The organism is Kitasatospora sp. NPDC002227 (genome assembly GCF_040296285.1).
Lineage (GTDB): Bacteria > Actinomycetota > Actinomycetes > Streptomycetales > Streptomycetaceae > Kitasatospora.
Map to the genome: position 1 here is coordinate 117244 of NZ_JBEOWY010000016.1, position 23494 is coordinate 140737.

24 protein-coding genes and 1 pseudogene are annotated in these 23494 nt (G+C 70.1%); 16 read left to right on the top strand and 9 right to left on the bottom strand.

The window, feature by feature from the left end; genetic code table 11:
• Position 1 precedes the first annotated feature (1 nt).
• Positions 2-1219 (bottom strand): helix-turn-helix domain-containing protein, encoded by a 1218-nt coding sequence (locus ABT095_RS17360; RefSeq protein WP_350530268.1) that lies wholly within the window; start codon positions 1217-1219, stop codon positions 2-4.
• A gap of 152 nt (positions 1220-1371) precedes the next feature.
• Between ABT095_RS17360 and ABT095_RS17365 the strand changes: the two genes are divergently transcribed.
• The 5 genes from ABT095_RS17365 to ABT095_RS17385 all read left to right on the top strand — a co-directional run bounded on the left by ABT095_RS17365 (position 1372) and on the right by ABT095_RS17385 (position 3794).
• Positions 1372-1818, top strand: a complete 447-nt coding sequence (locus ABT095_RS17365; protein WP_350530269.1) for an ATP-binding protein — start codon at positions 1372-1374, stop codon at positions 1816-1818.
• 151 nt (positions 1819-1969) lie between these two features.
• Positions 1970-2299, top strand: coding sequence for a hypothetical protein (locus ABT095_RS17370; protein ID WP_350530270.1), 330 nt, complete (start codon positions 1970-1972; stop codon positions 2297-2299).
• Positions 2300-2423: 124 nt separating this feature from the next.
• Positions 2424-2651, top strand: coding sequence for a hypothetical protein (locus tag ABT095_RS17375; RefSeq protein WP_350530271.1), 228 nt, complete (start codon positions 2424-2426; stop codon positions 2649-2651).
• A gap of 101 nt (positions 2652-2752) precedes the next feature.
• A complete protein-coding gene (locus tag ABT095_RS17380) occupies positions 2753-3058 on the top strand; it encodes a hypothetical protein (RefSeq protein ID WP_350530272.1) in 306 nt (101 codons plus the stop codon).
• A gap of 457 nt (positions 3059-3515) precedes the next feature.
• Positions 3516-3794, top strand: a complete 279-nt coding sequence (locus tag ABT095_RS17385) for a hypothetical protein (protein WP_350530273.1) — start codon at positions 3516-3518, stop codon at positions 3792-3794.
• Between the two features lie 683 nt (positions 3795-4477).
• Here the strand turns inward: ABT095_RS17385 and ABT095_RS17390 are convergent.
• Positions 4478-6319, bottom strand: a complete 1842-nt coding sequence (locus ABT095_RS17390; protein WP_350530274.1) for an ATP-dependent nuclease — start codon at positions 6317-6319, stop codon at positions 4478-4480.
• Between the two features lie 570 nt (positions 6320-6889).
• Complete coding sequence (locus tag ABT095_RS17395; protein ID WP_350530275.1) at positions 6890-7675, bottom strand: GntR family transcriptional regulator; 786 nt, start codon at positions 7673-7675, stop codon at positions 6890-6892.
• A gap of 248 nt (positions 7676-7923) precedes the next feature.
• On the opposite strand from ABT095_RS17395, the gene ABT095_RS17400 reads away from it, so the two are divergent.
• The 5 genes from ABT095_RS17400 to ABT095_RS17420 all read left to right on the top strand — a co-directional run bounded on the left by ABT095_RS17400 (position 7924) and on the right by ABT095_RS17420 (position 11583).
• Entirely contained in the window at positions 7924-8298 is a 375-nt protein-coding gene (locus ABT095_RS17400; protein ID WP_350530276.1) for an SCO3933 family regulatory protein, read from the top strand.
• Positions 8295-8504 carry a hypothetical protein gene (locus tag ABT095_RS17405; RefSeq protein WP_350530277.1) on the top strand — a complete coding sequence of 70 codons (210 nt, stop codon included), beginning with the start codon at positions 8295-8297 and terminating at the stop codon, positions 8502-8504. Before ABT095_RS17400 ends, ABT095_RS17405 begins: the two co-directional genes overlap by 4 nt.
• Positions 8501-9805, top strand: a complete 1305-nt coding sequence (locus tag ABT095_RS17410; protein ID WP_350530278.1) for an FtsK/SpoIIIE domain-containing protein — start codon at positions 8501-8503, stop codon at positions 9803-9805. Before ABT095_RS17405 ends, ABT095_RS17410 begins: the two co-directional genes overlap by 4 nt.
• The gene (locus ABT095_RS17415; RefSeq protein WP_350530279.1) at positions 9802-9981 is read left to right on the top strand and encodes a hypothetical protein; all 180 of its coding nucleotides are present in this window, start codon (positions 9802-9804) and stop codon (positions 9979-9981) included. Before ABT095_RS17410 ends, ABT095_RS17415 begins: the two co-directional genes overlap by 4 nt.
• Positions 9982-10125: 144 nt before the next feature.
• On the top strand, positions 10126-11583 hold the full coding sequence (locus ABT095_RS17420) for a replication initiator (RefSeq protein WP_350530280.1): 1458 nt from the start codon (positions 10126-10128) through the stop codon (positions 11581-11583).
• Between the two features lie 279 nt (positions 11584-11862).
• Here the strand turns inward: ABT095_RS17420 and ABT095_RS17425 are convergent, their stop codons facing one another.
• Entirely contained in the window at positions 11863-13452 is a 1590-nt protein-coding gene (locus ABT095_RS17425) for a recombinase family protein (protein ID WP_350530316.1), read from the bottom strand.
• A 76-nt stretch (positions 13453-13528) separates the two neighbouring features.
• On the opposite strand from ABT095_RS17425, the pseudogene ABT095_RS17430 reads away from it, so the two are divergent.
• Positions 13529-13918, top strand: a pseudogene (locus ABT095_RS17430) (RtcB family protein); the annotation flags it as partial.
• A gap of 43 nt (positions 13919-13961) precedes the next feature.
• Here the strand turns inward: ABT095_RS17430 and ABT095_RS17435 are convergent.
• The 4 genes from ABT095_RS17435 to ABT095_RS17450 form a co-directional block, all read right to left on the bottom strand.
• Positions 13962-14663: a hypothetical protein gene (locus ABT095_RS17435; RefSeq protein WP_350530281.1), complete on the bottom strand. Its 702-nt coding sequence runs from the start codon at positions 14661-14663 to the stop codon at positions 13962-13964.
• A 63-nt stretch (positions 14664-14726) separates the two neighbouring features.
• Positions 14727-15440 carry a hypothetical protein gene (locus ABT095_RS17440; protein WP_350530282.1) on the bottom strand — a complete coding sequence of 238 codons (714 nt, stop codon included), beginning with the start codon at positions 15438-15440 and terminating at the stop codon, positions 14727-14729.
• 105 nt (positions 15441-15545) lie between these two features.
• Positions 15546-15875 carry a branched-chain amino acid transporter permease gene (locus tag ABT095_RS17445; protein WP_350530283.1) on the bottom strand — a complete coding sequence of 110 codons (330 nt, stop codon included), beginning with the start codon at positions 15873-15875 and terminating at the stop codon, positions 15546-15548.
• Positions 15865-16569 carry an AzlC family ABC transporter permease gene (locus ABT095_RS17450; protein ID WP_350530284.1) on the bottom strand — a complete coding sequence of 235 codons (705 nt, stop codon included), beginning with the start codon at positions 16567-16569 and terminating at the stop codon, positions 15865-15867. Before ABT095_RS17450 ends, ABT095_RS17445 begins: the two co-directional genes overlap by 11 nt.
• Before the next feature lie 88 nt (positions 16570-16657).
• Here ABT095_RS17450 and ABT095_RS17455 point away from each other — a divergent pair, with 88 nt between their 5' ends.
• Complete coding sequence (locus ABT095_RS17455; RefSeq protein WP_350530285.1) at positions 16658-17575, top strand: glutaminase; 918 nt, start codon at positions 16658-16660, stop codon at positions 17573-17575.
• A gap of 122 nt (positions 17576-17697) precedes the next feature.
• Here the strand turns inward: ABT095_RS17455 and ABT095_RS17460 are convergent, their stop codons facing one another.
• The gene (locus ABT095_RS17460) at positions 17698-17979 is read right to left on the bottom strand and encodes an HPr family phosphocarrier protein (protein ID WP_350530286.1); all 282 of its coding nucleotides are present in this window, start codon (positions 17977-17979) and stop codon (positions 17698-17700) included.
• Positions 17980-18145: 166 nt separating this feature from the next.
• On the opposite strand from ABT095_RS17460, the gene ABT095_RS17465 reads away from it, so the two are divergent.
• From ABT095_RS17465 to ABT095_RS17480, 4 genes are all read left to right on the top strand, one after another.
• Complete coding sequence (locus tag ABT095_RS17465) at positions 18146-20914, top strand: bifunctional acetate--CoA ligase family protein/GNAT family N-acetyltransferase (RefSeq protein ID WP_350530287.1); 2769 nt, start codon at positions 18146-18148, stop codon at positions 20912-20914.
• 94 nt (positions 20915-21008) lie between these two features.
• Positions 21009-21599, top strand: a complete 591-nt coding sequence (locus ABT095_RS17470) for a DUF5998 family protein (RefSeq protein ID WP_350530288.1) — start codon at positions 21009-21011, stop codon at positions 21597-21599.
• Between the two features lie 8 nt (positions 21600-21607).
• A complete protein-coding gene (locus ABT095_RS17475; RefSeq protein ID WP_350530289.1) occupies positions 21608-22771 on the top strand; it encodes an alkaline phosphatase family protein in 1164 nt (387 codons plus the stop codon).
• A 27-nt stretch (positions 22772-22798) separates the two neighbouring features.
• Entirely contained in the window at positions 22799-23455 is a 657-nt protein-coding gene (locus ABT095_RS17480) for a thymidine kinase (protein ID WP_350530290.1), read from the top strand.
• Positions 23456-23494: the final 39 nt, after the last annotated feature.

The window sequence follows — 23494 nt, forward strand, 5'->3', positions numbered from 1 at the left end:
GTCACCCCACGATGTGAAGGCGCTGAGCGATACCCGCGAGAAGGTGGCTGGGCCTTCCGCGCTGCTGGCGGACCCAAGCGGTCACCAGACGTCGCGAGATGAGGTGGTACCGCACCTGCTCGGGGGCGAGCTCCTCGGCGTCCAGCACGAGGGCGAGAGCTTCGTCCGCGCGGTTCTGCGCGCTGTAGGCGCGGGCGAGTTCGAGAGTGTGGCGCACCCGCCGTTCGAGCGGCAGCGTCGAGGGGTCAACGCGCGGTCCAAGATCGGCAGCAACCTGGACGTCTCCCAGCTCCATGGCGGTCGAGACCCGATGCATGGCCACGTTGGTCGGGCCGAAAGCCGTCCACATGTGGTTGGCGTCGTGCCCGAGGCGGTGAGCCACCCGGTCGGCCTCGGCCAGGAAGTCGCGGACGGCGCCTCGATCTTCGAGCCGCGCGGCGGCCATTGAGCCGACGAGGAACAGCGTGCCGTAGATCGAGAGATAGGTCGGCGAGGCGCTGTCGAGCCCGCTTTCCAGGTAGCCGGCCGAGTCGGTGATGAGATCCCGGGCGGCTGCGGGGCGACCGTTGGCCAGCAGGCAGTGCGAGACGGACCGGAAGAGCGAGCCGATCACCACGAGATCGCCCGACTCCTGGGCCGCTGCCAACCCCCGATCGGCTGCCATCCAGGCAAGATCAGCCTCGCCGATCTTCGTCAGCACCATGGCAGCGCCCTGGTAGGCCATCGCAAGTAGGGCCTTGGCCTGGAGTTGTTCGTCCCCGTCGTAGGCACGCACCGCCTGCTGGGCCTCGGTGAGAATCGAGGGGATCAGGCGCGTGGCACGTGCGTACCTCGCGTCCTGGTAGGCGGACCAGGCTGAACCGACATCCGCCCGCAGGATCTCCAGGTCAGGCGGTTCCTCCTGTGAGGCGGGCGCCAATAGCGGGGACATCTGTCGGTAGTCCATGAGCGCTTCGCGCAGCTTCGGCACCGTGCCGCCTTGGACATCGGCCGTCCAGTCCAAGAGCGATGGTTCGGCGAGCAGATCGCCGAGCTGCACGTCGAGCGCATCGGCCAGGGACTTGATGACGGACAGCCGGTCCAGCTCGATCCGGCCGTTCTCCACCTTGCTGAGCCAGTCGGCGGTCCGCCCGACCAGGCCCGCGAGTACCTCTTGCGGCATGCCCCTCCGGCGGCGGTACCAGGCAACACGCTCGCCGACACTCAGGCTCTCAGTCATCCCACGCATGCCCCCACCTTGGCGGTGCCTGGTTCTACGACCCCGGAAGAATTTTCCGGGGTCTCCGCATCCCATCCTTCTAGCGTTCTGACTTGCCATCAAGCACGCGTAGCTCCCGGCTCCGCGCGCTGGCCGTAGCGGGAGGTGTGAGGGTGATCAATTCCAAGGTGGCAGTCGACCGCGCCGAGTCTGCGTCGGATGCGCGCACCTACTGGCTGTCGTGTCGGCAACAGTCCGTGGGCGCAGCACGCGGCCTGCTGCGGGAAGCCCTCGCCAGCAGTGGCAGCGACGATGAAGCGGTTGCAGCCGGCGAGGTCGTGCTCTCGGAGCTGGTCACCAACGCGGTTCTGCATGCGAACGTCCCGGGGCGGCTGATCATGATCCGGTTCCTGCTGGAGGGCGATGCACTCCGTATCGAGGTGCATGACGCAAGCAGGCAGCTGCCGGTCGTGCGATCCGCCGTCGACCAGGATCAGGAATCCGGGCGCGGGCTGCGCCTGGTTGAGGCCCTGTCCTCGTCATGGGGCTGCTGCCAGCGTGCCGGTGGTGTCGGGAAGGTCGTCTGGGCCCTGGTGGGGCCGGTTGGGAGTGAATCGTGAAGTGGGCGAAGCGTACGTCTGAGGCGGACCTGTCGCGGTGCCACTACTGCGGAGCAGGCCTTCGGACGGGAGCGGCGCGGATGATCGTGGTCGGGGGCAAGGTGGTCGGTGTGCACCGGCGGCACCCCCGGCGCCAGGGTGAGGTGCAGGCGTGACGTCGGTGCCCAGCGGCGGCAAGTGGGATGCCGTGATGCCTCAGGTCATTGCCGACTACCGGGCGGACATGACGTGGGCCGCGATCAGCCGGAAGTACGGAATCCCCGAGGGGTCGATCGCAAGTCTGCTGGCCCGCCATGGCGTCGTGCCCGACCGGAAGCCGCCGGAGGAGAGGCCGGAGCAGGCGATCGTCCGCCTCTACGTCACGGAGCGGATGTCGATCCGTGCCATCGCGCGGCGCTTCAAGACCAGCATCAACACCGTCCGGGCCGTGCTGCTCAAGGCAGACGTCAAGCCTCGCCCTCCTGGGCGGCCCCGATGGTAGGGGCGCTGGTGGTCGGGATGCTCGGACGGGCCGTGGGCGACCGGGGCGGGGACGCGGGATGAGCGGGCGACGATCCCATCGGCGGCGCTCGCAGCAAGTTCTGTGGCGCCGCCCGACGAGGCGGGTGCTCCGCTTCGCCGCCGCGTTGCAAGACACCCTCGCGTGCGCTCGGCCGCAGGTGGTGGCACTGGGCGGCGGGCACTACCGCGTGCAGGTGGAGATACCGGCGCCGGAGCGGGTGAGTGGTGAACAGGTGGCGGTACTGAGCCACCTCGTGACGCCGGCCTGGCGCTGGAGTTCGTCCGCCCGGGCCGATGGGCCGTTGGTGATGCGTTTCGATCTTGAGGGCTGAGGGTGGGCGGCAACGGTGGGCCGAGGTGTGCGGCCAGGACTCGTGCGCGGTGGTGGAGCCGGGCGGCTGCGCGACTGCGCCTTCGGAGAGGAGTGGTGAAGGTGAGTGGCGGGGTTGCTGTGGCGGAGGCCCAGTGGGTCGGGGCGGTGACGGTGGGGATCGAGGGAGTGGCGCCTGCGGCCACCTTCTCGAACCTCCCGGCGGCGGTGGAGGCGTTGTGGCTCGCGCTGCGGGCGTTGCCGCTCGGCTCGCAGCAGTACGAGGCGTACGCCCTGTTCTTCGGGGAGGGCGCGGTCGAGCGGGTGGGCCGGTTCCTGTCCCGGGACGGTCAGCTCCAGCTGACGTTCACCATGGCTGGTCAGTCGCACCTGGTGTGGGTGCGGCCGGCGGAGAGGACAGCGCCGTGACTCCGGGCCGGTGCCGCTGGCGGGAGGGCCTGGAGCGCTGGTGGTTCCTGCGAGGCCAGTCCTCCCGGCCGGTGCGGCTGGTCAGCCCCCGCCGTCAGAGGGCCCATCGGTGGGCCGTGGAGCTGGTGGCGGAGCGGAGACGGTCTGGCTGGCCAGTCCGCACCAGGGTTCCGCAGGAGGGGCAGTCTGCGGGCGGCGTTGGCGCTCAGGTGCAGGTACTCGCTGAGCGGGAGCTGTTCCGCCGGATCTTCGGGTGCGAGTGGGAGGACTGGGAGCCTCCCGGCGACTGAGCCCGGAGCAGATCACAACTGAGTTCTTGCCGGACCACCCCGCATCCTTGGCGGGCCGTGGGGTGGTCCGGCGGGCTGGCGCCCGGTGCCGATGGTACCGGGGCCTTCGGCATGTCCGTACACGGATTCAGCCAAGTCGGTTGTTGATCTCAGGAGTTGATGAGTCGTTGGGTGCGGAGCGCGATGCCCTCGCGAGCGCGGTGGAAGATCTGGACCCCGAAGAGTGGCTGTGGCTGCCGGGGATTGACTACGCGGCGGGCTGGCGAGCTGCAAAGGCTGAGGCGGTGGAACTGAACGCCCTCCTCGCCAAGACGGGGTTGGAGCGAGGCCAGCTACGGGCGGTTCCCGACACCGACGCGGCCGGCGGCGGGATCGTGCGGCTGATCGGAACCCCGGACGGCTGGCGCCAACTCGAGTTACTGCTGGCGCTCGCGCGGCAGCAGTAACAGGACCGATCTGGACGAGACAGACCGAGTCGCTCCCTTTCCGAACGGGGTGGGCTTGCACTTCAGTGCCCCACGCACTGCTGATCGAGCCAGATCGGGTTGATCACGGGATCAATGATCTTCCCCTGCAAGGCAGGCTCACGATGAAGTCATGGCGCTCCCACTTTCCAGTGGCCAAGGGCTGACACGATCACGATGGAACGATCCGGCTACCTGCCGAAGGTGTCAACGACGGCGCATCTGGACAGAACTGGTATCAGGGAGACCGAGGCTGACTGCCCGCCAGATCGCCGACAAGGTCGTCGATTGTCCGAGTCGTCCAGCCGACCTGCCACCTAGCCAGAATCACATGATCTTGTGCGGGAGTAGGCAGTGGAGGTGTCGAAAGATCATGACGCTTCGATCCACCGGTGACCTCAGGCGGGTGTCAGTGGCCCATGGCAGGCTTTGCAGCAGACCAACGAGCGACGGGAAGGCGGTATGGACATGCGAACCCCTCTGATGCGGATTCGGCACGCCGAGCCACCGGCACCGAGCGGTTGCAGATGGTGCGGAGAACCTCAAAACGTGCATGGATCGCAATGGGTTGCATCGGTGGGCATGCACGAGTGGGAGCCCCCCACTCGTAGCCAAAGAATCAGTCGCATGAAGGCTCGTCGAAAGCCTCGTCGGCTTACCGAAGATTAGTCCAGCCAGATGTCCTGGCCAGCCCCTTGAGCGATTAGTTCGATTTTGTCAAACACGCTAACAAGTGCTTCTGGGATTTCCGCAGGTTCCCTGAGGCGCTGCGCCAGCTCCATGACCATGTCATCCTTGCCTCGCGGCGCCGAGTCGCTGTTCATATAAATAAGGCCGTGCAGGCTCTTGCTGAACTTCCCTTCCGGCCTCAGGTTTTCAATCTCTTCTGCTGTCCAAGGGCGTTCATCGCGTCGGGGCCAAACCTCGTTGGCCACCCGTGCCCACTGTTCACTGCTGAATACGTCCTCAAGTTCGTGGGGATTTCCAAGAAAGATGCAGTGGTCGGGAGAGAATCCATACCTGCTCAACCGAGTCTCATTGAAGAACTTCTCTTTATCTCGGCGAGAGTCGGAATCTACAATGAAGGCAACTGTCCGCTTGTGTTCTTTTAGGAAGCGCGCAAAGTGAAGCGATCCGTCATTGCCCCCGCAGGACCAAAGAGCGATCCCTGAGGATTGAATCGGATATCCCCTTGAGAGTTTGAATAGGATTGGAAGGGCTGAATATTCGGATACCCCTTCGACTCCAACAAAGCACTTCTCGTGCAGGAGTACGCTGTTGCGGAACCCGAGAGAAGTTGCCATGTTTGACATGAACCTCCGAACACCCTCGTCGGGTTCATCTGCCCCGAGGAGCTGCACCTCTGCTCGACCGCTTTTCGCGTCCAGGTGGACAATATCTTGAATATCGACACCGTCGATTAGATTCAGAGAGTGTGTCGCCACGATGACTGTTGACCGTGGATTCGAGGAGGATGCCCTGATCATCTTCATGATTCGCCGCTGATGTTCGTAATCAAGGTGCGTGTCGGGCTCATCGTAGGCGATGATCAAGTTCCGGCCCATGCCGTCGTCGGGGGTCTCTGAGAGCAGTTCCTGCGTGCCTTCCCAGAGCGCGAGGGCCACGCGGCGAGCCCGTCCGGCGCCGGCGGCCGACAGGGAAACTCCCCCCTGGCCCTCTACTGATGCGGTCATCGCAATTGACCCCACGGTCGGCTTGAATTGGACTTGGGGGGCAAGGTTGAAATCGTCGAATCCGCAGCGCTCGATTACCAGCTGGCGGAGCCTCTCCGCATCCAGGAGAAGCCTGTTGGAGAAATCTTCCTCCAGTTCTGAAATCTTCTTTTGGGTTTCCTCGGCCTTGGAATGCTCGCGAAGGCTGGCGGACAGGATACTGCGAACCACCGACTCTGGAGACTCGCTGACGTCGCCCCGAAAGTAAAGCATCTGGGGCAGGAGATCCTGCAGTCCGGCAGGGGCTTTCACCCAGGCGTCAACCTTGGGGGCGCTCGCGCAGTGCACTTTCAGTGGCTCGATCCAACTCGCCTTCGCATTGGCCTTTCCAATCGGGGAAATTTCGAGAGATTCTCCCAGCTTTCGAAGAGACTCCAGGCTGAGATCGTCAATGCCCCGGAGGCCTTCCGCTTCGGGGACAAGCATCTTTGCTTCGAGCCAGGCCGAGCCACCTTTGGCGTACAGGCGGCGGATAGAAACCTGCGAGGGGAGACCTAGTGTCGATGATTCTTCGGCGGTCAGGCGAAAAATTCCCTCGACATGAATTTGCGGTGTCGTCTCAGAGTCTGATGCGAGAGCCTCAAGCTTGCTGGCATCATGTGAAATGTCGGAATCTGCGAGGCTTGTCTCGCCCAGAAGGAAAGCGATTGCATCTAGCGTAGTCGTCTTGCCGCAGTCGTTGCGGCCGGTAAGGATTGTTTGGTGGTGAATAGGTAGGCCCGTCACATCAAGGAGGGAGCGGAAGTTAGTGACATTCAACTCAATGAGTTCCACAGAGTCCATCCTCGTGCGTGCCTACCTCGCACCGCTGTACCAGTCGCCTCAAAGTTCTCGTTGAGGCCTCCAAGGCTGCGCGTTGCGACCTATCGCGAACTCTAGCGGCCGCGCGACGAACTAGCGTCGTCCTTGGCACATGTGAGGCCCCCTGCCTGAGGGATGCGGGCGGCGGAGTGGTTTTGGTCGGTGTCCTGTCCGGTGTGGGGCCGGGCATGATCGGGGGGCCGTAAGCTGCTGCGACTCGGTCAGGGCTTTTGGGCCTGACCGCAGTGTGGCCGAGTGGCCCCCCGGTCTTGCCCGGCGCGGGGCCCGGTCCGGAGAGGTGGGTAAAACCGCGGAGCCGCCCGCCCCAGCCACCGCGCGGCAGCCTCGACCACGCGTCGTCGGCTTCTCGCCCTGGGTGCGCTGGTGTGTGGGCGGTCTGCCGCCCGGCCCGGAACGGCCGCCAGGCCGCATGCCCGGCCGGGGCGGCAGGGACCGCCCGGCGGCGCGACAGCGCCGCCCCTTGAGCAAGTAGAGAAGATTCGCGACAGCCCCGGGCCCGGCACACGGCCGCGCGGCGGGGCTCTATGCGGTGGTGGTGCGGGGGGAGCGGCCGGTGGCCTGCTGGGCGTTGACGCCGTAGCTCAGGGCGAACGTGTCCGCGCTGAGCCGGGTCTCTTCGAGCATGAGCGGCCGGCCGTCGGTGCTGCTGGCCGTGATGCGGTGGGTGACCAGGAGCGCGGCGGACTCGGTGAGCCGGAGGGCTTCGCGCTCGTCGGGCTGCGGGACGCGGGCGCTCACCAGTTCGCGCCAGGCGGGTTCGTGGCCGGCGGTGGCGAGGATCGCGTACGCCTTCGCCGGGGCAACGGCCGGGGTCTTGGCGAGCGGGGTGTTCTCGATGCGCTCCATCGGCAGCCACATGCGGTGCAGGGCGCGGGCGCCGGTCTGCGGGTCCGTCAGGAGCCGGTCCACGCCGATCAGCAGCTCCTCGGCGTCCAGGCCGAGCAGCGGGCCGGTGATGGAGTCGGTGCGTGTTCGGTAGACCGTGGGTTCTTCGCCGCCGTCGAACCACCCGTCAGTGGGGGTGGTGAAGCGGGTCCCGCGCTGGGTGACCGTTCGCTCGACAGTGGTGTCGGGACCCAGCGCCGTGGCGCGGACGAAGGTGCCCCGGCCCTGCTTCACGTCCAGTTGGCCTTCGCTGCGCAGGGCGGCGACGGCAAGGCGGACGGTGGGGCGGGAGACGCCGTACAACTCGGCGAGAGCGGTCTCGGTGGGCAGTTGGGTGCCGGGCGGCCATTCGCCGGAGGCGATGGACTGCCGCATGGCTGTCGCGACCTGCTTGTGAAGTGCTTCGTTGCGGATGATCGCCATGGATGGGTGGCCCCTTGGTGCGGGCGCCGGGGGAGGCCCGCCGTGTGTGGTTTTTGAGGTGTGGTGTGTGGTGTTCGCCCAGCTGGGGCGGTGCGGAGTGAGTCTGTCGTCAGTCGCTATGCGTTAAACGTAAGCATGAATCTGTTGCGCTCGGGCGTCAAGGAGGGGCATCATCAGGGCCAGCAAAGGTCAGTACGTTTGACGAATGGCGTCAAGCGTCCTTTCATATGCCTGGAGAGTGCACCCTCATGCAGTCCATCCCTGTGGACGGAACCCGGCTCGGCACGATGACCTGCATCGTCGCCCCGGAAGCACGACTGGCCAACCGGGAGACCGGAGAGGTCAAGAAGGACCGCGACGGCAACACCATCTACACCGTCGGCGTCGCCGTGCGGCAGGAAGCCCGCCGGGCCTCCGTGGTCGAGATCAGCGTCGCCGGTGAGCCCGTCGGCGTCGTGGAAGGCGTTCGGGTCAACGTCACCGGCCTGGTCGCGTTCTCCTGGGCCATGGGCGAGCGGCACGGACTCTCGTTCCGCGCCGACTCCATCACCCCCGCCCCGCCCGTCACCCCGCCCGCCGCCCCGGCTGGTTCCTCGTCGGCGCGCAAGGGCGGTGACGCGTGAGCGGCCAGACCCGGGTGCAGCTGCGCCGCGTCCTCTGGGACCTGTCCGACCTCGGTGAGGAGGTCGACCCGTTCGCCCCCGACTCCGACGGCGCCCCGCTCTTCGCCGAGATCGCGACCAAGGCCGGCACCGCCGCCCAGCTCGCCCGGGACCTGGAGACCGAAGCCCACAACACGGCCACCGAGAACGGGGAGACCAGCCGATGATCACCCAGCTCCTCTGGTTAGCCCTGGTCCTGGCTGTCCTGTCCCTGCTCGTCGCGGGGCCCACCCTCCGCCGGAGCGCCCCGCACGTGTGGTGGTGCCTGCTCGGCTACCCGCAGACGGTGCTGCGCGTCCTGTTCACCTGGCGGCGCCTGACCACCGTCACCGGTCTCGCCATTCCGAGGCGTCCGCCCCGCGCGATCCTCGGCGAGATGACCGTGAGCGGAGACCCGCTCAAGCCCGTCCCGCCCCGCCTCGGCACCCTGAAGCTGCGGCGCGGCGGCCTGGAGCTGGCGATCCGGCTGCACCCCGGACAGGTCCCCGACCAGTTCACCGCCGTCACCGACGCCCTCACCCACGCCTGGCGGGTCCACTCCGTGCGGGTGCGCCCCGGTGCGCGGGGCTTCGTCACCGTCACGGCCCTGGCCTGGGATCCCCTGGCCGCCCCGACCATCCCTCACTTGCCCGGCAGGCTGCTGCGGGCCGTGGTCGGGCTGCTGGAGGACGGCCGGACCTGGGCGCTGGACTTCCGTCTGGTGCCGCACTGGCTGATTGTTGGCGCCACCCGCTCCGGCAAGTCGACCTTGATCGCTGCTCTCGTTCGGCAGCTCGCGCCGCAACGGGTCGCCCTGTTCGGCATCGACCTCAAGGGCGGCCTCGAACTCTCCCTCTTCGAGCCTCGGCTGTCAGCCCTCGCCGCCACCCGCACCGAAGCCGCCGCTCTCCTCACCGGCCTGGTCGCCGAGACCGAAGCGCGCATGGCGCTGTGCCGTACGGCGGGGGTCCGCTCGGTCTGGGACCTGCCCGCCAAGCTCCGCAAGACACCGATCGTCGTCATCGTCGACGAAGTCGCCGAGCTGTACCTGACCCCGACGCGGGACGACAAGGCCGAGGTCGCCGAGATCTCCGTCAACCTCCTGCGCCTGGCGCAGCTCGGCGCGGCCCTGGGCGTGCACCTGGTGGTCGCCGGACAGCGGGTCGGCTCCGACCTCGGCCCCGGCGTCACCGCCCTGCGCGCCCAGCTCGCCGGCCGGATCTGCCACCGCGTCAACGACCCCGCCACCGCAGAGATGGCCCTCGGCGACCTCAACAAGGACGCCCTCGCCGCCGCCCAGCAGATCACCCTCTCCGAGCCCGGCGTCGCCGTCACCGCCACCACCGACGGCCAGTGGACCCGAGCCCGCTCCGTCCACGTCACCCCCGAACAGGCGCTTCGGGTGGCCCGTAAGCACGCCCACCTCACCCCGCCCTGGCCCGGCCTCACCGACCCGGCCGGCGAAGCCCAGGAAGGCATCTACCTGTGAACGCCACCCTGCTCATCCTCCTGGCCACCGTCACCGTCCTCCTGGTCCGCAGCGGCGAAATCCGCACCTGGCACGCCGTCACGGTCGGCCTCCTCGGCGTCTACCTCGACCGCGCCCACTGGACGGACCCCGTCATCTACGCCGTCACCTGGCTCCTCACCACCCACACCCCCTGAACCCCGAATGAGAGCGATCGCCATGACACCCGCGACAACCCCCGCCCGCCGCCCGCCCGTCCGGCTCACCGCTGCACCCGGCCCACCCCCAGCACGCCTCACCTGGCCAGGACACAGCGCGCCCCTGCCCTGGAGACACCCCACATGACCACCCGGCCCGGCAACCCCTGGACCGACCCCGACGCGAGCCGCGCCCACCTCGACCGAGAGGCGCGGCTGCGCACCCTCCCCGACCTCGACCAAGACCTCGTCCGCCTCGGCGAACTCCCCGACCTCACCCGCTGGCTCGACCAGATCCGCGCCACCGGCGGCTGCGCCCACCCCGTCCACCTCGCCGGACACAGCACCACCCTGGACGGGGAAACCGGCGAGATCCTGCGGCACTACTCGACCGCGAACGAGCCCGGCGGACGCCTCCTCGTCCGCTGCCGCAACCGCCGCGCCACCCGCTGCGCGCCCTGCTCCCGGGAGTACTCCGGCGACACGTTCCACCTGGTGCGGGCCGGACTGACTGGCGGCAAAGGCGTCCCGGACAGCGTCCGCGCCCACCCGAGGCTGTTCGCCACTCTGACCGCGCCCTCGTTCGGCCGGGTCCACCGCGCCGGCGACTGCCACCCGGCCCGGCGCTGGACCTGCGAGCACGGCGCCTGCTTCGGCTGCGGTACGGCCCACGATGACAGGGACGACGTGGTCGGTCAGCCGCTCTGCTTCGGCTGCTACGACTACGTGTACCACGTTCTCTGGAACGCCATGGCTCCTGCCTTGTGGAAGGCGTTCCGCGACAACCTCTCCCACCACCTCGCCGCCCGCGCGGGAGTCGGCCGTACCGCCGTCCGCACCCTGCTGCGGGTCTCGGCCGCCAAGGTCGCCGAGTACCAGAAACGCGGCGCGATCCACTTCCACGCCGTCATCCGCCTCGACGGACCCGACGGCCCCACCACCCCGCCCCCGTCCTGGGCCACCACCGACCTCCTGGCCGACACGGTCCGCTCGGCCGCTGCCGCCGTGGCGCTCGCGGCTCCGGCCTCGGGCGCGTACGGGGACCTGCGGCTGCGCTTCGGCACCCAGCTCGACGCCCACCCCCTCACCAACGGAGACGGCGGCAGGATCACGGACGAGGCCGTGGCGGCATATGTCGCGAAGTACACCTCCAAGAGCGTCGAGACCGCCGGGGCCGTCGACCACCGCCTCCACTCCCTCGCCGAGATCCGCGAAGCGAACGCCACCCCGCACATCCGGGCCCTGATGGAGACCGCCTGGCGCCTCGCCGGCCTGCCGGAGCTGGAACACCTACGGCTCCGCGCCTGGGCCCACATGCTCGGCTACCGGGGCCACTGCCTCACCAAGACCCGCGCCTACTCCACCACCTACAGCCAACTCCGCACCGCCCGGACCGAACACACCCGAAACCACGCCGAAGGCCGCCAGCTGCTCACCGACTGGGACAGTGACACCACCACCGAAGCCACCTGGCGCTACCTCGGCTCCGGCCACGACACCCCCGGCCAAGCACTCATCGCAGCAGGCATCGCTCAAGACATCGGGGAGAACCGCGAGATCGCACGGGCGTCTGGGGAGTCCCCAGCTGCTGGTGAGAGCTGACGAGGGTGACTGAGTCGAAGGTCGCACCACTGCACCGGCGTACCTGGTCGCGGAGCCGTGCACAGGGGCAGTCCGCGAGGCCAGGTGCAAAGAGCGGGCCGCCAGCGGACGCGAATGTCCTGCCAGCTGAACAAGAGCGCGGCGCCCCGATTGTGACCGAGGTGCCGCCGACAGATCTGACCGAGGCTGAGCGGGACTGGATCGCCAAGTGGCTGGAGAGGTCGCCGGACTGGAGCGCCGAGAAGTGGGACCGCATGGGGCGGACACTCGGTGTGCGCTTCAGTTAGCGACCTCCTCCTTCCATACGGGGATGATCGTGGCCGGATCGAACTTGTGTGAGCCCTTCACCCCCGGCAGGACGATCACGGCTTCGAGGGCGTCGAACAGCACCGTGCGCCTCTGCTGGAGGTCCATGCTGTCCCACTGCGCCCGGATGTCCGTGACCTGGTGCCGCCTGGTCTCCTGACGGGCAGCCCACGCCTTTCGCTCGTTCGTGAGTCGCTTGATCTCCGCCTCCTCCTTCTTCAGGAGGGAGAAGAACGTCGAGTCGCTGATCTCTTCGGCGTGCCAGCGGGCCTCAAGTGCTGTCTTCCTACGCTGGGCAGCCTCCATCACCACCTCGTCTGCCCACACCTCCTCGACGGGCTGACGCTCTGCATTGCGCTGTTCCAGCTTGGCCAGCACGAGCTCAGTCAGCAGCTTGTCGATCGCTGGTCCCTGGCGGCTCAACCTGTCGCAGCCTCCGTCCAGTACGGATCGGCAGCGGTATGCGTGGGTCTTGCGGGCCGGAGCGCCGTTGAGCTTGGTGTGGCAACGGCGGCCCGGAGCCAGCTCCCGGCCGCAGCGGAGCAGTCCGGTGGACAGGTACTTCCGGGGAGTGCGCTTGCCGTCGCCGGAACCGTCCCAGCCCCCGGCGGTGCGCCGCTTGTCCAGCAACGCCGTGACGGCGTACCACTCCTTGGGGGAGACGATGGCCTCCCACTGCCCGACGACCGGGTTGCCGTCGGAGTCGGTCACCAGTTCCCCGTTGAGCTTTCGGTATCCGCAGATACGGGGGTTCCGGAGGATCTGCTTGACCGTCTGGAGCTGCCAGCTGTTGCCCATCGTCGAGGTGATGCCTGAGGCGATGAAGCCGTGGGTCACCGTGGTGATGCTCTTTCCCGCGAGCAGGCCCCTGACGCCCTCGGCGATCACCTTGGCCTCTGCTGCGCGCAGAGTCTTCTTGTCGTCCCCCCAGCCGAACGGCCGACGGCCGGACACCGGCTCCCCCCGCTCGGCACGAGCAAGGTGGTTGAGACGGGCGCGCCGCTTCTTCTTCTTTGTCTCCGAGCGGGCTGCGGCGACGCCCAGCAGGCCCCGGTACTCGGCTCCGTCCCCGTAGAGGTCGTGGCGCCCGGTGTCGTCGGCGTAGACCCGACCCGGGTGAGTGGTGAACGAGTCGATGAAGCGCTCGTAGGCGTAGGCGCCACGGTAGAGGCGGTCGTCCGCGACGCAGACAACGCCGTCGACCGGATAGCCGTGCTCGGTGACGCCGCGTTCCAGGGCATCGATCATCTTGTCGAAGTCGTCGCGGACGACGGTGGCCTTCGAAGCCGACTTGTCATTGTCGATGTAGTGGCAGATCACCACCATCCGACCGACAGCAGCGATGCGCCCGCAGTGCCGTGTCTGGTCCTCAACACCGTGGGCGTCACGCTTGTGGGCATCGTCGGAGATCCGGCAGTACGCAACTACGAGCTTCCAGCCGGCGAGCCGAAGGGCCTTTGCCTCGTCCAGGCTGGGCGCGTCGGCGGGGACTCCGCGAAGCTTCTCGACCAACAGCTCGACCTGGGCAGCGGTGAGCTTCTTGACTGGTGGTTCATCTGGCATGGTCAAGGCGGGTACCTCCCCTGCCCGCAGGGCGGGCGGCTGACTGCTCCTCATCTGACATACCCACTGTTGCTGACACCACAACTACGTGGCCGAGGAGCGGTACGACGGCGTCGACCTGCTCGTGACCCGCAAGGGCGCGATCCGGGCCGGCTCCGGCGAGTACGGGATCATCCCGGGCTCGATGGGTACCGGTTCGTACATCGTCCGCGGCCTGGGCAACAGCGACTCGTTCAACTCGGCCTCGCACGGCGCCGGCCGGAAGATGAGCCGTACCGCTGCCAAGAAGCGCTTCACCGCCCACGATCTGGAGGAGCAGACCAAGGGTGTGGAGTGCCGCAAGGACAGCGGCGTGGTGGACGAGATCCCCGGCGCCTACAAGCCGATCGAGAAGGTCATGGCCCAGCAGAAGGACCTCGTGGAGGTCGTGGCCCAGCTGAAGCAGGTCGTCTGCGTCAAGGGTTGACGCATCGTCAGTAGCCGGGTGGGCCGTCTTCGGCCCGCCCCGGCTAGCTGCGGTGCAGGGCGGAGTAGCAGGGGCTCACGGCCTCCATGTACTTGCAGAGTGTCGCAGGGCTCGCGCTGCCGTAGAGGTCCAGCTCGGTGGCGTAGCCGGTGTCGGGGATCAGGTCCAGCGAGCTCCGGCCGCCGAGCGCCCAGTGGCCGCTGGTGGGTCCTGGCCAGCTCGCCCAGTCGTGGTCGGGGTCCTGGACCGATGCGGTGAAGGTGTGGTCCGCGCGCAGCTCCAGGGTGCCGCCGTGGTTGCTGCGCCAGTGGCCGATCAACGCCGCGTCCGACCGGCCGGTCCAGGGCTGTTCGGCGGCGTACCCCGTCACGCCCCAGCCGAGGCCGCCGGCCAGCAGCAGTGCACCGGCCACCGCCGTACTCACCCGCCGCCACCCCACCGAACGCCAGGCAGCAAGACCGGCGAACAGTGCAGCCTGGACCGGCCAGAGAAAAGCCGTCAGCATGGCCAGCACCCACCCCGCCATCCACTGCAGCGAGCGGGGCCGGACCAGCACGGCGAACCCGCAGCCCACCGCCCAGAGCTTGGCCACGTCCCAGTAGAGCCCCAGCCCTGCGGTGTCGGTCAGGTCCGGCCCGTTCGCGTCGAAGAGCAGCTTGAGCAGTTGCCAGGCCCCGACGGCCAGCACCCCGAGCAGGGCGACCAGCCAGAGCAGCGCCTTTGCCAAGCCGACGACGTACCGCACGTTTCCTCCGCTGTTCGAACCGCCACTGATCACGTTCGGAGCGCCCGTTCCGGTTCCGGGCGGCTATGGCCGGTGCAGGGCAGCGACGCAGTACTGCAGCGGGTCGGCGGGGGACAGGCAGAGTGAGGCGGGGGAGAACCAACCGCGTGGGGAGAGCGACAGGGCCGCATCGGCGTCGGTGCCGTAGCGGAGACCTGACTGATGCGGGACGGCCACGAGCTGTCCGGCGGTCAGTTCCCAGGTGCCGGTGGTGTCCGGGTGCCAGAACGGCCACCAACCCACGGTGTTGGTGTCGGGGGTGTAGCCGGTGAGTCCGTGGGCGGTGAAGGTGTGGTCGGCGTGCAGGTCGAGGGTGCGGCCCTGACCGGCCTGCCAGGTGCCGAGCAGCTCGGTGTCGGACCGGCCGGTCCAGGGCTGTTCGGCCGCGTACGCCGTGACGCCCCAGCCGAGGCCCCCGACCAGCAGCAGGGCACCGGCCACCGCCGTGCTCACCCGCCGCCACCCGATCGCGCGCCGGGCGGCCAGGCCCGCGAACAGCGCCGCCTGGACCGGCCAGAGGAGGGCCAGCAGCATGGCCACGACCCAGCCGGCCATCCGTCGTGCCGAAGCGTGTCGGGCGGCCACGGCGAGGACGGAGCCTGCGGCCCAGAGCACGGAAACGTCCAGGTACAGGCCCAGCCCCGCGATGTCGGCGGGTGGTTGCCCGTCCAGGCTGAGCACCACCCGCAAGCTGCCGGCCACCCCTACGACCAGTGCCCCCAGCAGGGTGACTGACAAGAGCAGTGCTCTGGCTGTGTTCTCGACGATGCGCCGCACGTCCACCCCCGTGATCTGCGGTCCGAACCGCCAGTGATCACGCCCGGGGTGCCGGTACCGGTTCCGTCAGGGCGTCAGCAGTTGGCCGGCGAGCATGTAGACGGCCGTGCCCGCGACGATGCTGAGCAGCGAGTTGCGCCGCCACAGGTGCAGGGCGGTGGTGGCGGCCACACCGAGGGCGGCGGGGAGGCCGTAGGGGTGGGCCGTCAGGTCGAGGTCGCGGAGGGTGTAGACGGTCAGGATGACCATGACTCCGGTCGGCATGGTGGTGCCGAGGAAGGCGACCAGCCGGGAGGAGCGCAGGCGGCCGAGGACGGCGAAGGGGGCGGCGCGCAGGCAGAAGGTGACGGCGAACATCACGCCGAGCCCGGTGAGCAGGTAGCGGTCAGAGGGCACGGCGGCCTCGCTCCCGGAGCAGGTGGCGGACGGTCAGGGCGAGGACGTACAGCCCGAGGGCGACCACGAGCAGCTGGCCCTTGGCCACCAGCAGTGCGGTGAGCGCGCAGAGCAGGGCGAGCACCGGCCCGGGCACGTCCCGCGCCGAGCGGTAGCCGTCGATGGCCAGGACGACGAAGAGCGCGGTGAGCGCGAAGTCCAGCCCGTGCAGCCCGGGCGGCAGGGCCGCCCCGACCAGGGCGCCGGACAGCCCGCCGAGCACCCAGTACGCCTGGCAGAGCGCCTGGACCGCCAGGATCCGCGCGCTGGTGAGCTCCTCGGCCGGCTTGGTGGCCACGATCGCGTAGGCCTCGTCGGTCAGCGCGTAGACGCTGTACGCCTTGCCCAGGCGGCCCCGGACGCGGTGCAGCGGGAAGGAGAGCCCGTAGAAGACGTGCCGGAAGTTGACCAGGAAGGTGGTCACCGCGACGGAGGCGAGCGGGGTGAGGGCGAGGAAGAGGCCGATCGCCAGGAACTCCAGCGAGCCGGCGTAGATCAGCAGCGAGAAGAGCGGGGTCCACCACCAGGCGAAGCCGCTCTGGGTGATCAGTACGCCGAAGGCGAGGCCGAGCGGGAAGAGGCCCATGCCGACGCCCAGGGTGTCCCGGACGGCGGCGCGCAGCGGATGCGCGGCTGGTGCGAGGGCGGTCGTCATCCGTGCAGCGTAAGGGTCCTGAGCGGGCGGGTCAGGTGCATTTCACTCTGTGGAACCTGTCGGCGGGCCGACCGGTGAGAATGGCCGCATGGACGTGGACTACCAGCAGCTGTTGGACGAGGCGATGGCCGCCGCCCTGGCACTCCCGGCCCGGGGCCGGCCCGCCGATTACATCCCCGCGCTGGCCAGTGCCGACCCGGGCGCCTTCGGGATGGCCCTGGCCACCGTGGACGGCGAGCTGTACGGGGTGGGGGAGTGGCAGCGGCCGTTCTCGATCCAGAGCGTCTCCAAGCTGTTCACCCTCGCGCTCGCGCTGGCCGAGGGCGGTGAGAGCCTGTGGCAGCGGGTCGGCCGGGAGCCCTCGGGCAACCCGTTCAACTCGCTGGTGCAGCTGGAGTCCGAGCAGGGCATCCCGCGCAACCCGTTCATCAACGCCGGCGCCCTGGTCGCCACCGACCGGCTCCTCGAGCTGACCGGCGACGCGGCGGGCACCATCCGGGAGTTCCTCCGCGCCGAGAGCGGCAACGGGAGCATCACCACCGACGACGCCGTCGCCGCCTCCGAGGCGCGGCACGGCCACCGCAACGCCGCCCTGGCCCACTTCATCGCCAGCTACGGCAACCTGCGCAATCCGGTCGACAGCGTGCTCGCCCACTACTACGCGCACTGCGCGATCTCCGCCTCCTGCGCGGACCTCGCACTGGTCGGGCGGTTCCTGGCGCGGCACGGGCTGCGGGCGGACGGCTCGCGGCTGCTGACGCGCAGTGAGGCCAAGCGGGTCAACGCGGTACTGCTCACCTGCGGTACGTACGATGCGGCCGGCGACTTCGCGTACCGGGTCGGGCTCCCCGGCAAGAGCGGGGTCGGCGGCGGGATCCTCACCGTCATCCCTGGGCGGGGAGCCCTCTGCGTCTGGAGCCCGGGGCTCGACCCGGCGGGCAACTCGGTGCTCGGGGTCGCGGCGCTGGACGCCCTGACGACCGCGACGGGGTGGTCCATCTTCTGAGCCAGTTGCACCACGCAAAAGGGGCGCGGGGAACTGCGCGAGTGCGGAAGACATCGGCCTGTCGCCTACCGCATCGCGCAGTTGCCCGCGCCCCTTGGGCGGGGCAGGTGCAGCTTGGGTTGCTAGGCGGCGGCCGGGAGTTCGTCGAGGCCTTCCTGGACGAGCTTGGCCAGGCGGTCGAGGGCCTCGTCGGCGTTGTCGGCGTCGGAGGCGAGGACGACCGCGTCGCCGCCCTGGGCGCCGAGGCCGAGCAGGCCCAGCATGGAGGCGGCGTTGACCGGGGTGCCGCCCTCCTTGGCGATGGTGACGGGCACGCCGACGGCCGTCGCGGCCCGGACGAAGACGGAGGCGGGACGGGCGTGCAGGCCCTCGGGCCAACCGATGGTGACGCGGCGCTCAGCCATGTGACGTGCCTTTCAGGTGGTGCTGGTGGAGCTGTGTTGTCTAGACCAGTGTTGCACGTGGAACCGCCGGACGCGTCCCCGCGTGGCACGACACCACCGCGCCCCACCAGAGAAAGGCACCGCCTGCCCCCGCGCAACACCCCCGCGGCCGGATAACCTGGCCAGCGTGGAGGATCCCCGCCCTGACCAGCACGGCTACCCCCAGCACTGGGAGGCCGACATCCTGCTGCGCGACGGCGGCACGGCCAGGATCCGCCCGATCACCGAGGGCGACGCCGAGCGGCTGGTCGAGTTCTACGAGCAGGTCTCGGACCAGTCCAAGTACTTCCGTTTCTTCGCGCCCTACCCCCGGCTCTCCGACAAGGACGTCCGCCGGTTCACCCACCACGACTACGTCAACCGGGTCGGCCTGGCCGTGGTCGTCCGGGACAGGTTCATCGCGACCGTCCGGTACGACCGGACCGACCACGAGGGCCGCCCCTCGGAGACCGGCACCGACGCCGAGGTGGCCTTCCTGGTGCAGGACGCCCACCAGGGCCGGGGAGTGGCCTCCGCGCTGCTCGAGCACATCGCCGCCGTCGCCCAGGAGCGCGGCATCCGCCGCTTCACCGCCGAGGTGCTGCCCGAGAACCGCAAGATGGTGAAGGTCTTCACCGACGCCGGGTACACCCAGCGCCGCAGCTTCGCCGACGGCGTGGTGCACCTGGAGTTCGACCTCGAGCCCACCGCCGCCTCGCTCGCCGTCATGCGCGCCCGCGAGCACCGCGCCGAGGCCCGCTCCGTGCAGCGGCTGCTGACACCCCGTTCGGTCGCCGTGCTCGGCGTCTCGCGCCACCCGCAGTCCGTCGGCCGGGCCCTGCTGCGCGACCTGGCCGGCTTCCAGGGCCCGGTGTACGCGGTGAACCGCAACGCCGAGCCCGGCACCGAGCTGGACGGCCACGCGACCTACCGCAGTCTGCTCGAGATCCCCGGCCCGGTGGACCTCGCCGTGATCGCCGTCCCGGCCGGTGCCGTGCCGGCCGCCGTGGCCGACTGCGGGGCGCACGGGGTGCAGGGCCTGGTGGTGGTCACCGCCGGGTACGCCGAGACCGGCCCCGACGGGCGGGACCGCCAGCGCGCGCTGGTCCGCCAGGCCCGGGCCGCCGGGATGCGGGTGGTCGGCCCGAACGCCTTCGGGCTGATCAACACCGACCCCGAGCACCGGCTGAACGCCTCGCTCGCGCCGGTGCTGCCCGAGCGCGGGCCGTTCGGCCTGTTCTGCCAGTCGGGCGCGATCGGCGTCGCCCTGCTCGAGGCCGCCCACCGCCGGGGCCTCGGCGTCTCCTCCTTCGCCTCGGTCGGCAACCGGGCCGACGTCTCCGGCAACGACTGGCTGCAGTACTGGGCGGAGGACGAGGCCACCGAGGTGGTGCTGCTCTACCTGGAGTCCTTCGGCAACCCCCGCAAGTTCACCCGGATCGCCCGGCGCCTGGCCGCCGCCAAGCCGATCGTGGTGGTCAAGGGGGCCAGGCACACCGGCAGCCTGCCGCCCGGCCACGCCGTCCAGCCCGCGCTCGGCGGCCTGCGCGACGCCACCGTGGACGCGCTCTTCCAGCAGGCCGGGGTGGTCCGGGTCGAGACCATCACCGAGCTGTTCGACACCGGCGAGCTGCTCGCCGGGCAGCCGCTGCCCGGCGGGGACCGGGTCGCCGTGGTGGGCAACTCCGACTCGCTCGGCCTGCTCACCTACGACGCCTGCCTGAGCGCCGGGCTGCGCCCCCGCACCCCCGTTGACCTGACCACCGCCGCGACCGGCGAGAACTTCCGCATCGCGCTGGACACCGCGCTCACCGACCCGGCCGTGGACGCCGTGATCGCGGTGGCCATCCCCCCGATCGCCGCCCAGGGCGCCCCGAGCGACCCGACGCTCGGGGCCGACGAGCCCGAGTTCGCCGAGGCGCTGCTCGAGGCCGCCGCCCGGGCCCGGAAGGTCGGCAAGCCGCTGCTGCTCGCCCACCTCGCGCTCACCGAACTGCCCGAGCGCCTGCGCGCCGGGCGGGTGCCCGCCTACCCCGCGCCCGAGCGCGCCGTGCACGCCCTCACCCACGCCGTCCGGTACGCGGACTGGCGCCGCCGCACCGCCGTGGCCGAGGAGACCGCCCGGGTGCCCGAGCTGGAGGGCGTCCAGGAGCTGAAGGCCCGCACCCTGGTCGAGCAGGCCCTCAGTACGAGCACGGCGGCCGCAGCCCGGCTGCAGCCCGGCGGCGCCCGGATCACCCTCCCCGACGAGCAGACCGCCGAGCTGCTCGCCGCGTACGGCATCGAGCTGCTGCCCACGCTGCCCGCGCCCGACGAGCAGACCGCCCTGCGGGCCGCCGCCGCGCTCGGCTACCCCGTCGCCCTCAAGGCCACCGCCGAGCGGTTCCGCAACCGGCCCGACCTCGGCAGCGTCCGGCTGGACCTGACCACCGAGGCCGGGCTGCGCCGGGCCCACCGCGAGCTGGACCAGCTGCTCGGCGGGGCCGAGCGGGCCCAGCTGGTGGTCCAGCCGCTCGCCCCGCGCGGGGTGGACACCGTGATCGGCGCCACGGTCGACCCGGCCGTCGGCGCGATCCTCTCCTTCGGACTGGCGGGCGCCCCGGCCGAACTGCTGGACGACGTCGCGCACCGGCTGATCCCGGCCACCGACCAGGACGTCGCGGCGTTGATCCGCGAGGTGCGGGCCGCCCCGCTGCTGTTCGGCTGGCGCGGCGCGGCGCCGGTGGACACCGCCGCGCTGGAGGAACTGCTGCTGAGGGTCTCGCGGCTGGTCGACGACCTCCCCGAGGTCGCCGCCGTCGATCTCGCACCGGTGGTGGTGGCACCCCGCGGGCTGGCCGTGCTGGGGGCGAAGGTGCGGATCGCCCCGCTCCCGGTGCGCAGCGATCTGGGCCCGCGCGCGATGAGCACCCTGTAACCTTCCTTGGTTGCGCCTGCCAAGGGGCGCTCGATCCGCCCGGCGGTGAGGCCACCCACCCCACCACCCCGGTGCGGCATGCCAGGATGGAGCTATGGCGAAGACCGGTACCACCACCACCCAGGACCTGCGCTCGGCGATCGAGCGCAGCGGCTACTACCCGGCACTGGTGTCCGAGGCCGTCGAAGCCGCGGTGGGCCCCGAGCCGATCACCTCCTACCTGGTCCACCAGGAGACCACCTTCGACGCGAACGAGGTCCGCCGGCACGTGACCGTGCTGGTGCTCACCCCGTCCCGCTTCGTGGTCAGCCACACCGACGAGCAGGCCGCCGACGCGACCAGCCCGGTGCCGTACGCCACCACCTCCACCGAGGTGGTCCGGCTGGACCGGATCGGTTCGGTGGTGCTCAGCCGGATGGTCGCCAACCCCGAGACCTACACCCCGGGCACGCTGCCCCGCGAGGTGGTCCTCACCATCGGCTGGGGCGCCGTCCAGCGCCTGGACCTGGAGCCGGCGGGCTGCTCGGACCCGAACTGCGAGGCCGACCACGGCTACACCGGTTCGGCCACCGCCGACGACCTCTCGCTGCGGGTCAGCGAGGCCGGGGACGGCCCGGAGACGGTCGCGCAGGCGCTGGTCTTCGCCCGCGCGCTGTCCGAGGCGACCATCGCCAACCGGGGCTGAACCGACTCATGACGCATCTCGGCCATGACGCCTTCGAGATCCTCGACCCCGCCGACGCGCCCGCCCCGGCGTACGGTGCCGGGGCGCTCGCCGACCTGCTGCCCGCCGTGGCGGCCGGGCTCGGCGTGCCCGGGTACACCGCCCATCTGCCGCTGGAGCCCGCCGACCGGGTCTGCGTGTTCCTGGTCGACGGTATGGGCTGGGAGCTGATCAAGCGTCACCCCGAGTACGCGCCCTTCCTCAACTCCCTGGTGGCGGGCGGCCGGGCGATCACCGCCGGCTTCCCCTCCACCACCGCGACCTCGCTGGCCTCGGTCGGCACCGGGCTCGCCCCGGGCGAGCACGGCCTGGCCGGGTACACCCTGGCGGTGCCGGGCGCCGGCTACCTGATGAACCAGCTGCGCTGGCACCCCCAGGTCGACCCTCGGGGCTGGCAGCCGCACCCGACCGTCTTCCAGCGTGCCCACGAGGCCGGGGTGGCCACCTGCCAGGTCTCCTCCCCGCTCTTCTCGCAGACCCCGCTCACCCAGGTCGCCCTCTCCGGCGGCACCTTCCTCGGCCGCACCACCGGCGAGGAGCGGATGGACCAGGCGGCCCGCTGGCTGGCCGAGCACGACCGGGCGCTCTGCTACACCTACGTCAGCGAGCTGGACGGCGCCGGCCACCGCTTCGGCGTCGACTCCGACGACTGGCGGATGATGCTCAACACGGTGGACCGCCTCGCCAAGCGCCTCGCCGAGCAGCTGCCGCCGCGCTCCGCCCTGTACGTCACGGCCGACCACGGCATGATCGACATCGCGCCCGAGGACCGGATCGACTTCGACGAGGACTGGGAGCTCAGCGCCGGCGTCTCGCTGCTCGGCGGCGAGGGCCGGGCCCGGCACGTGTACGCGGTGCCGGGGGCGGCGACCGACGTCTTCACGGTCTGGAGCGAGGTGCTGGGGGACCGGATGTGGGTCGCCACCCGGGACCAGGCGATAGCCGCGGGCTGGTTCGGGCCGGTCGTGGAGGAGCGGGTCTACCACCGGATCGGCGACGTGGTCGCCGCCGCCCGGGACGACATCGCGGTGATCGCCTCCCGCCGGGAGCCCGGCGAGTCCTCGATGGTCGGTCTGCACGGGTCGATGACCCCCGTCGAGCAGCTCGTCCCGCTGCTCGAAGTCCGTTCCTGAATCTTCCGAAAGGCCCCTGCTCCACCCATGGCTGACCTGGTGTTCTTCTCCGGCACGATGGACTGCGGCAAGTCCACCCTCGCGCTCCAGCTGGACCACAACCACGCCGCGCGGGGCCGGCAGGGCATCATCTTCTCCCGGCACGACCGGGCCGGGGCCTCCACCATCTCCAGCCGGCTGGGCCTGCGGGCCGACGCGGTCGAGGTCTCCGACGCGTTCGACTTCCACGCGCACGTGGTGCAGCTGCTCTCGGCCGGCGGCAAGGTGGACTACCTGATCTGCGACGAGGCCAACTTCTACGCCGCCGAGCAGGTCGACCAGCTGGCCCGGGTGGTGGACGAACTCGGCATCGACGTCTTCACCTTCGGCATCACCACCGACTTCCGCACCCGGCTCTTCCCCGGCTCCCAGCGGCTGATCGAGCTGGCCGACCGGGTGGAGGTGCTGCAGGTCGAGGCGCTCTGCTGGTGCGGCGCCCGGGCCACCCACAACGCCCGTACGGTCGGCGGGGTGATGGTGGTCGAGGGGGCCCAGGTGGTGGTCGGCGACATCGCCGTCAACGAGGGCGAGGTCGGCTACGAGGTGCTCTGCCGCCGTCACCACCGGCGTCGGCTGACGGCCGCCACCGCCCGCGCGGCCGTCCTCTCGCCGGACGTGCTGCCCTTCGAGGAGCAGCGCGGCTAAACCTGGCGGCCGCGACCGGTTTCTGTCAGCTGTTGTGAA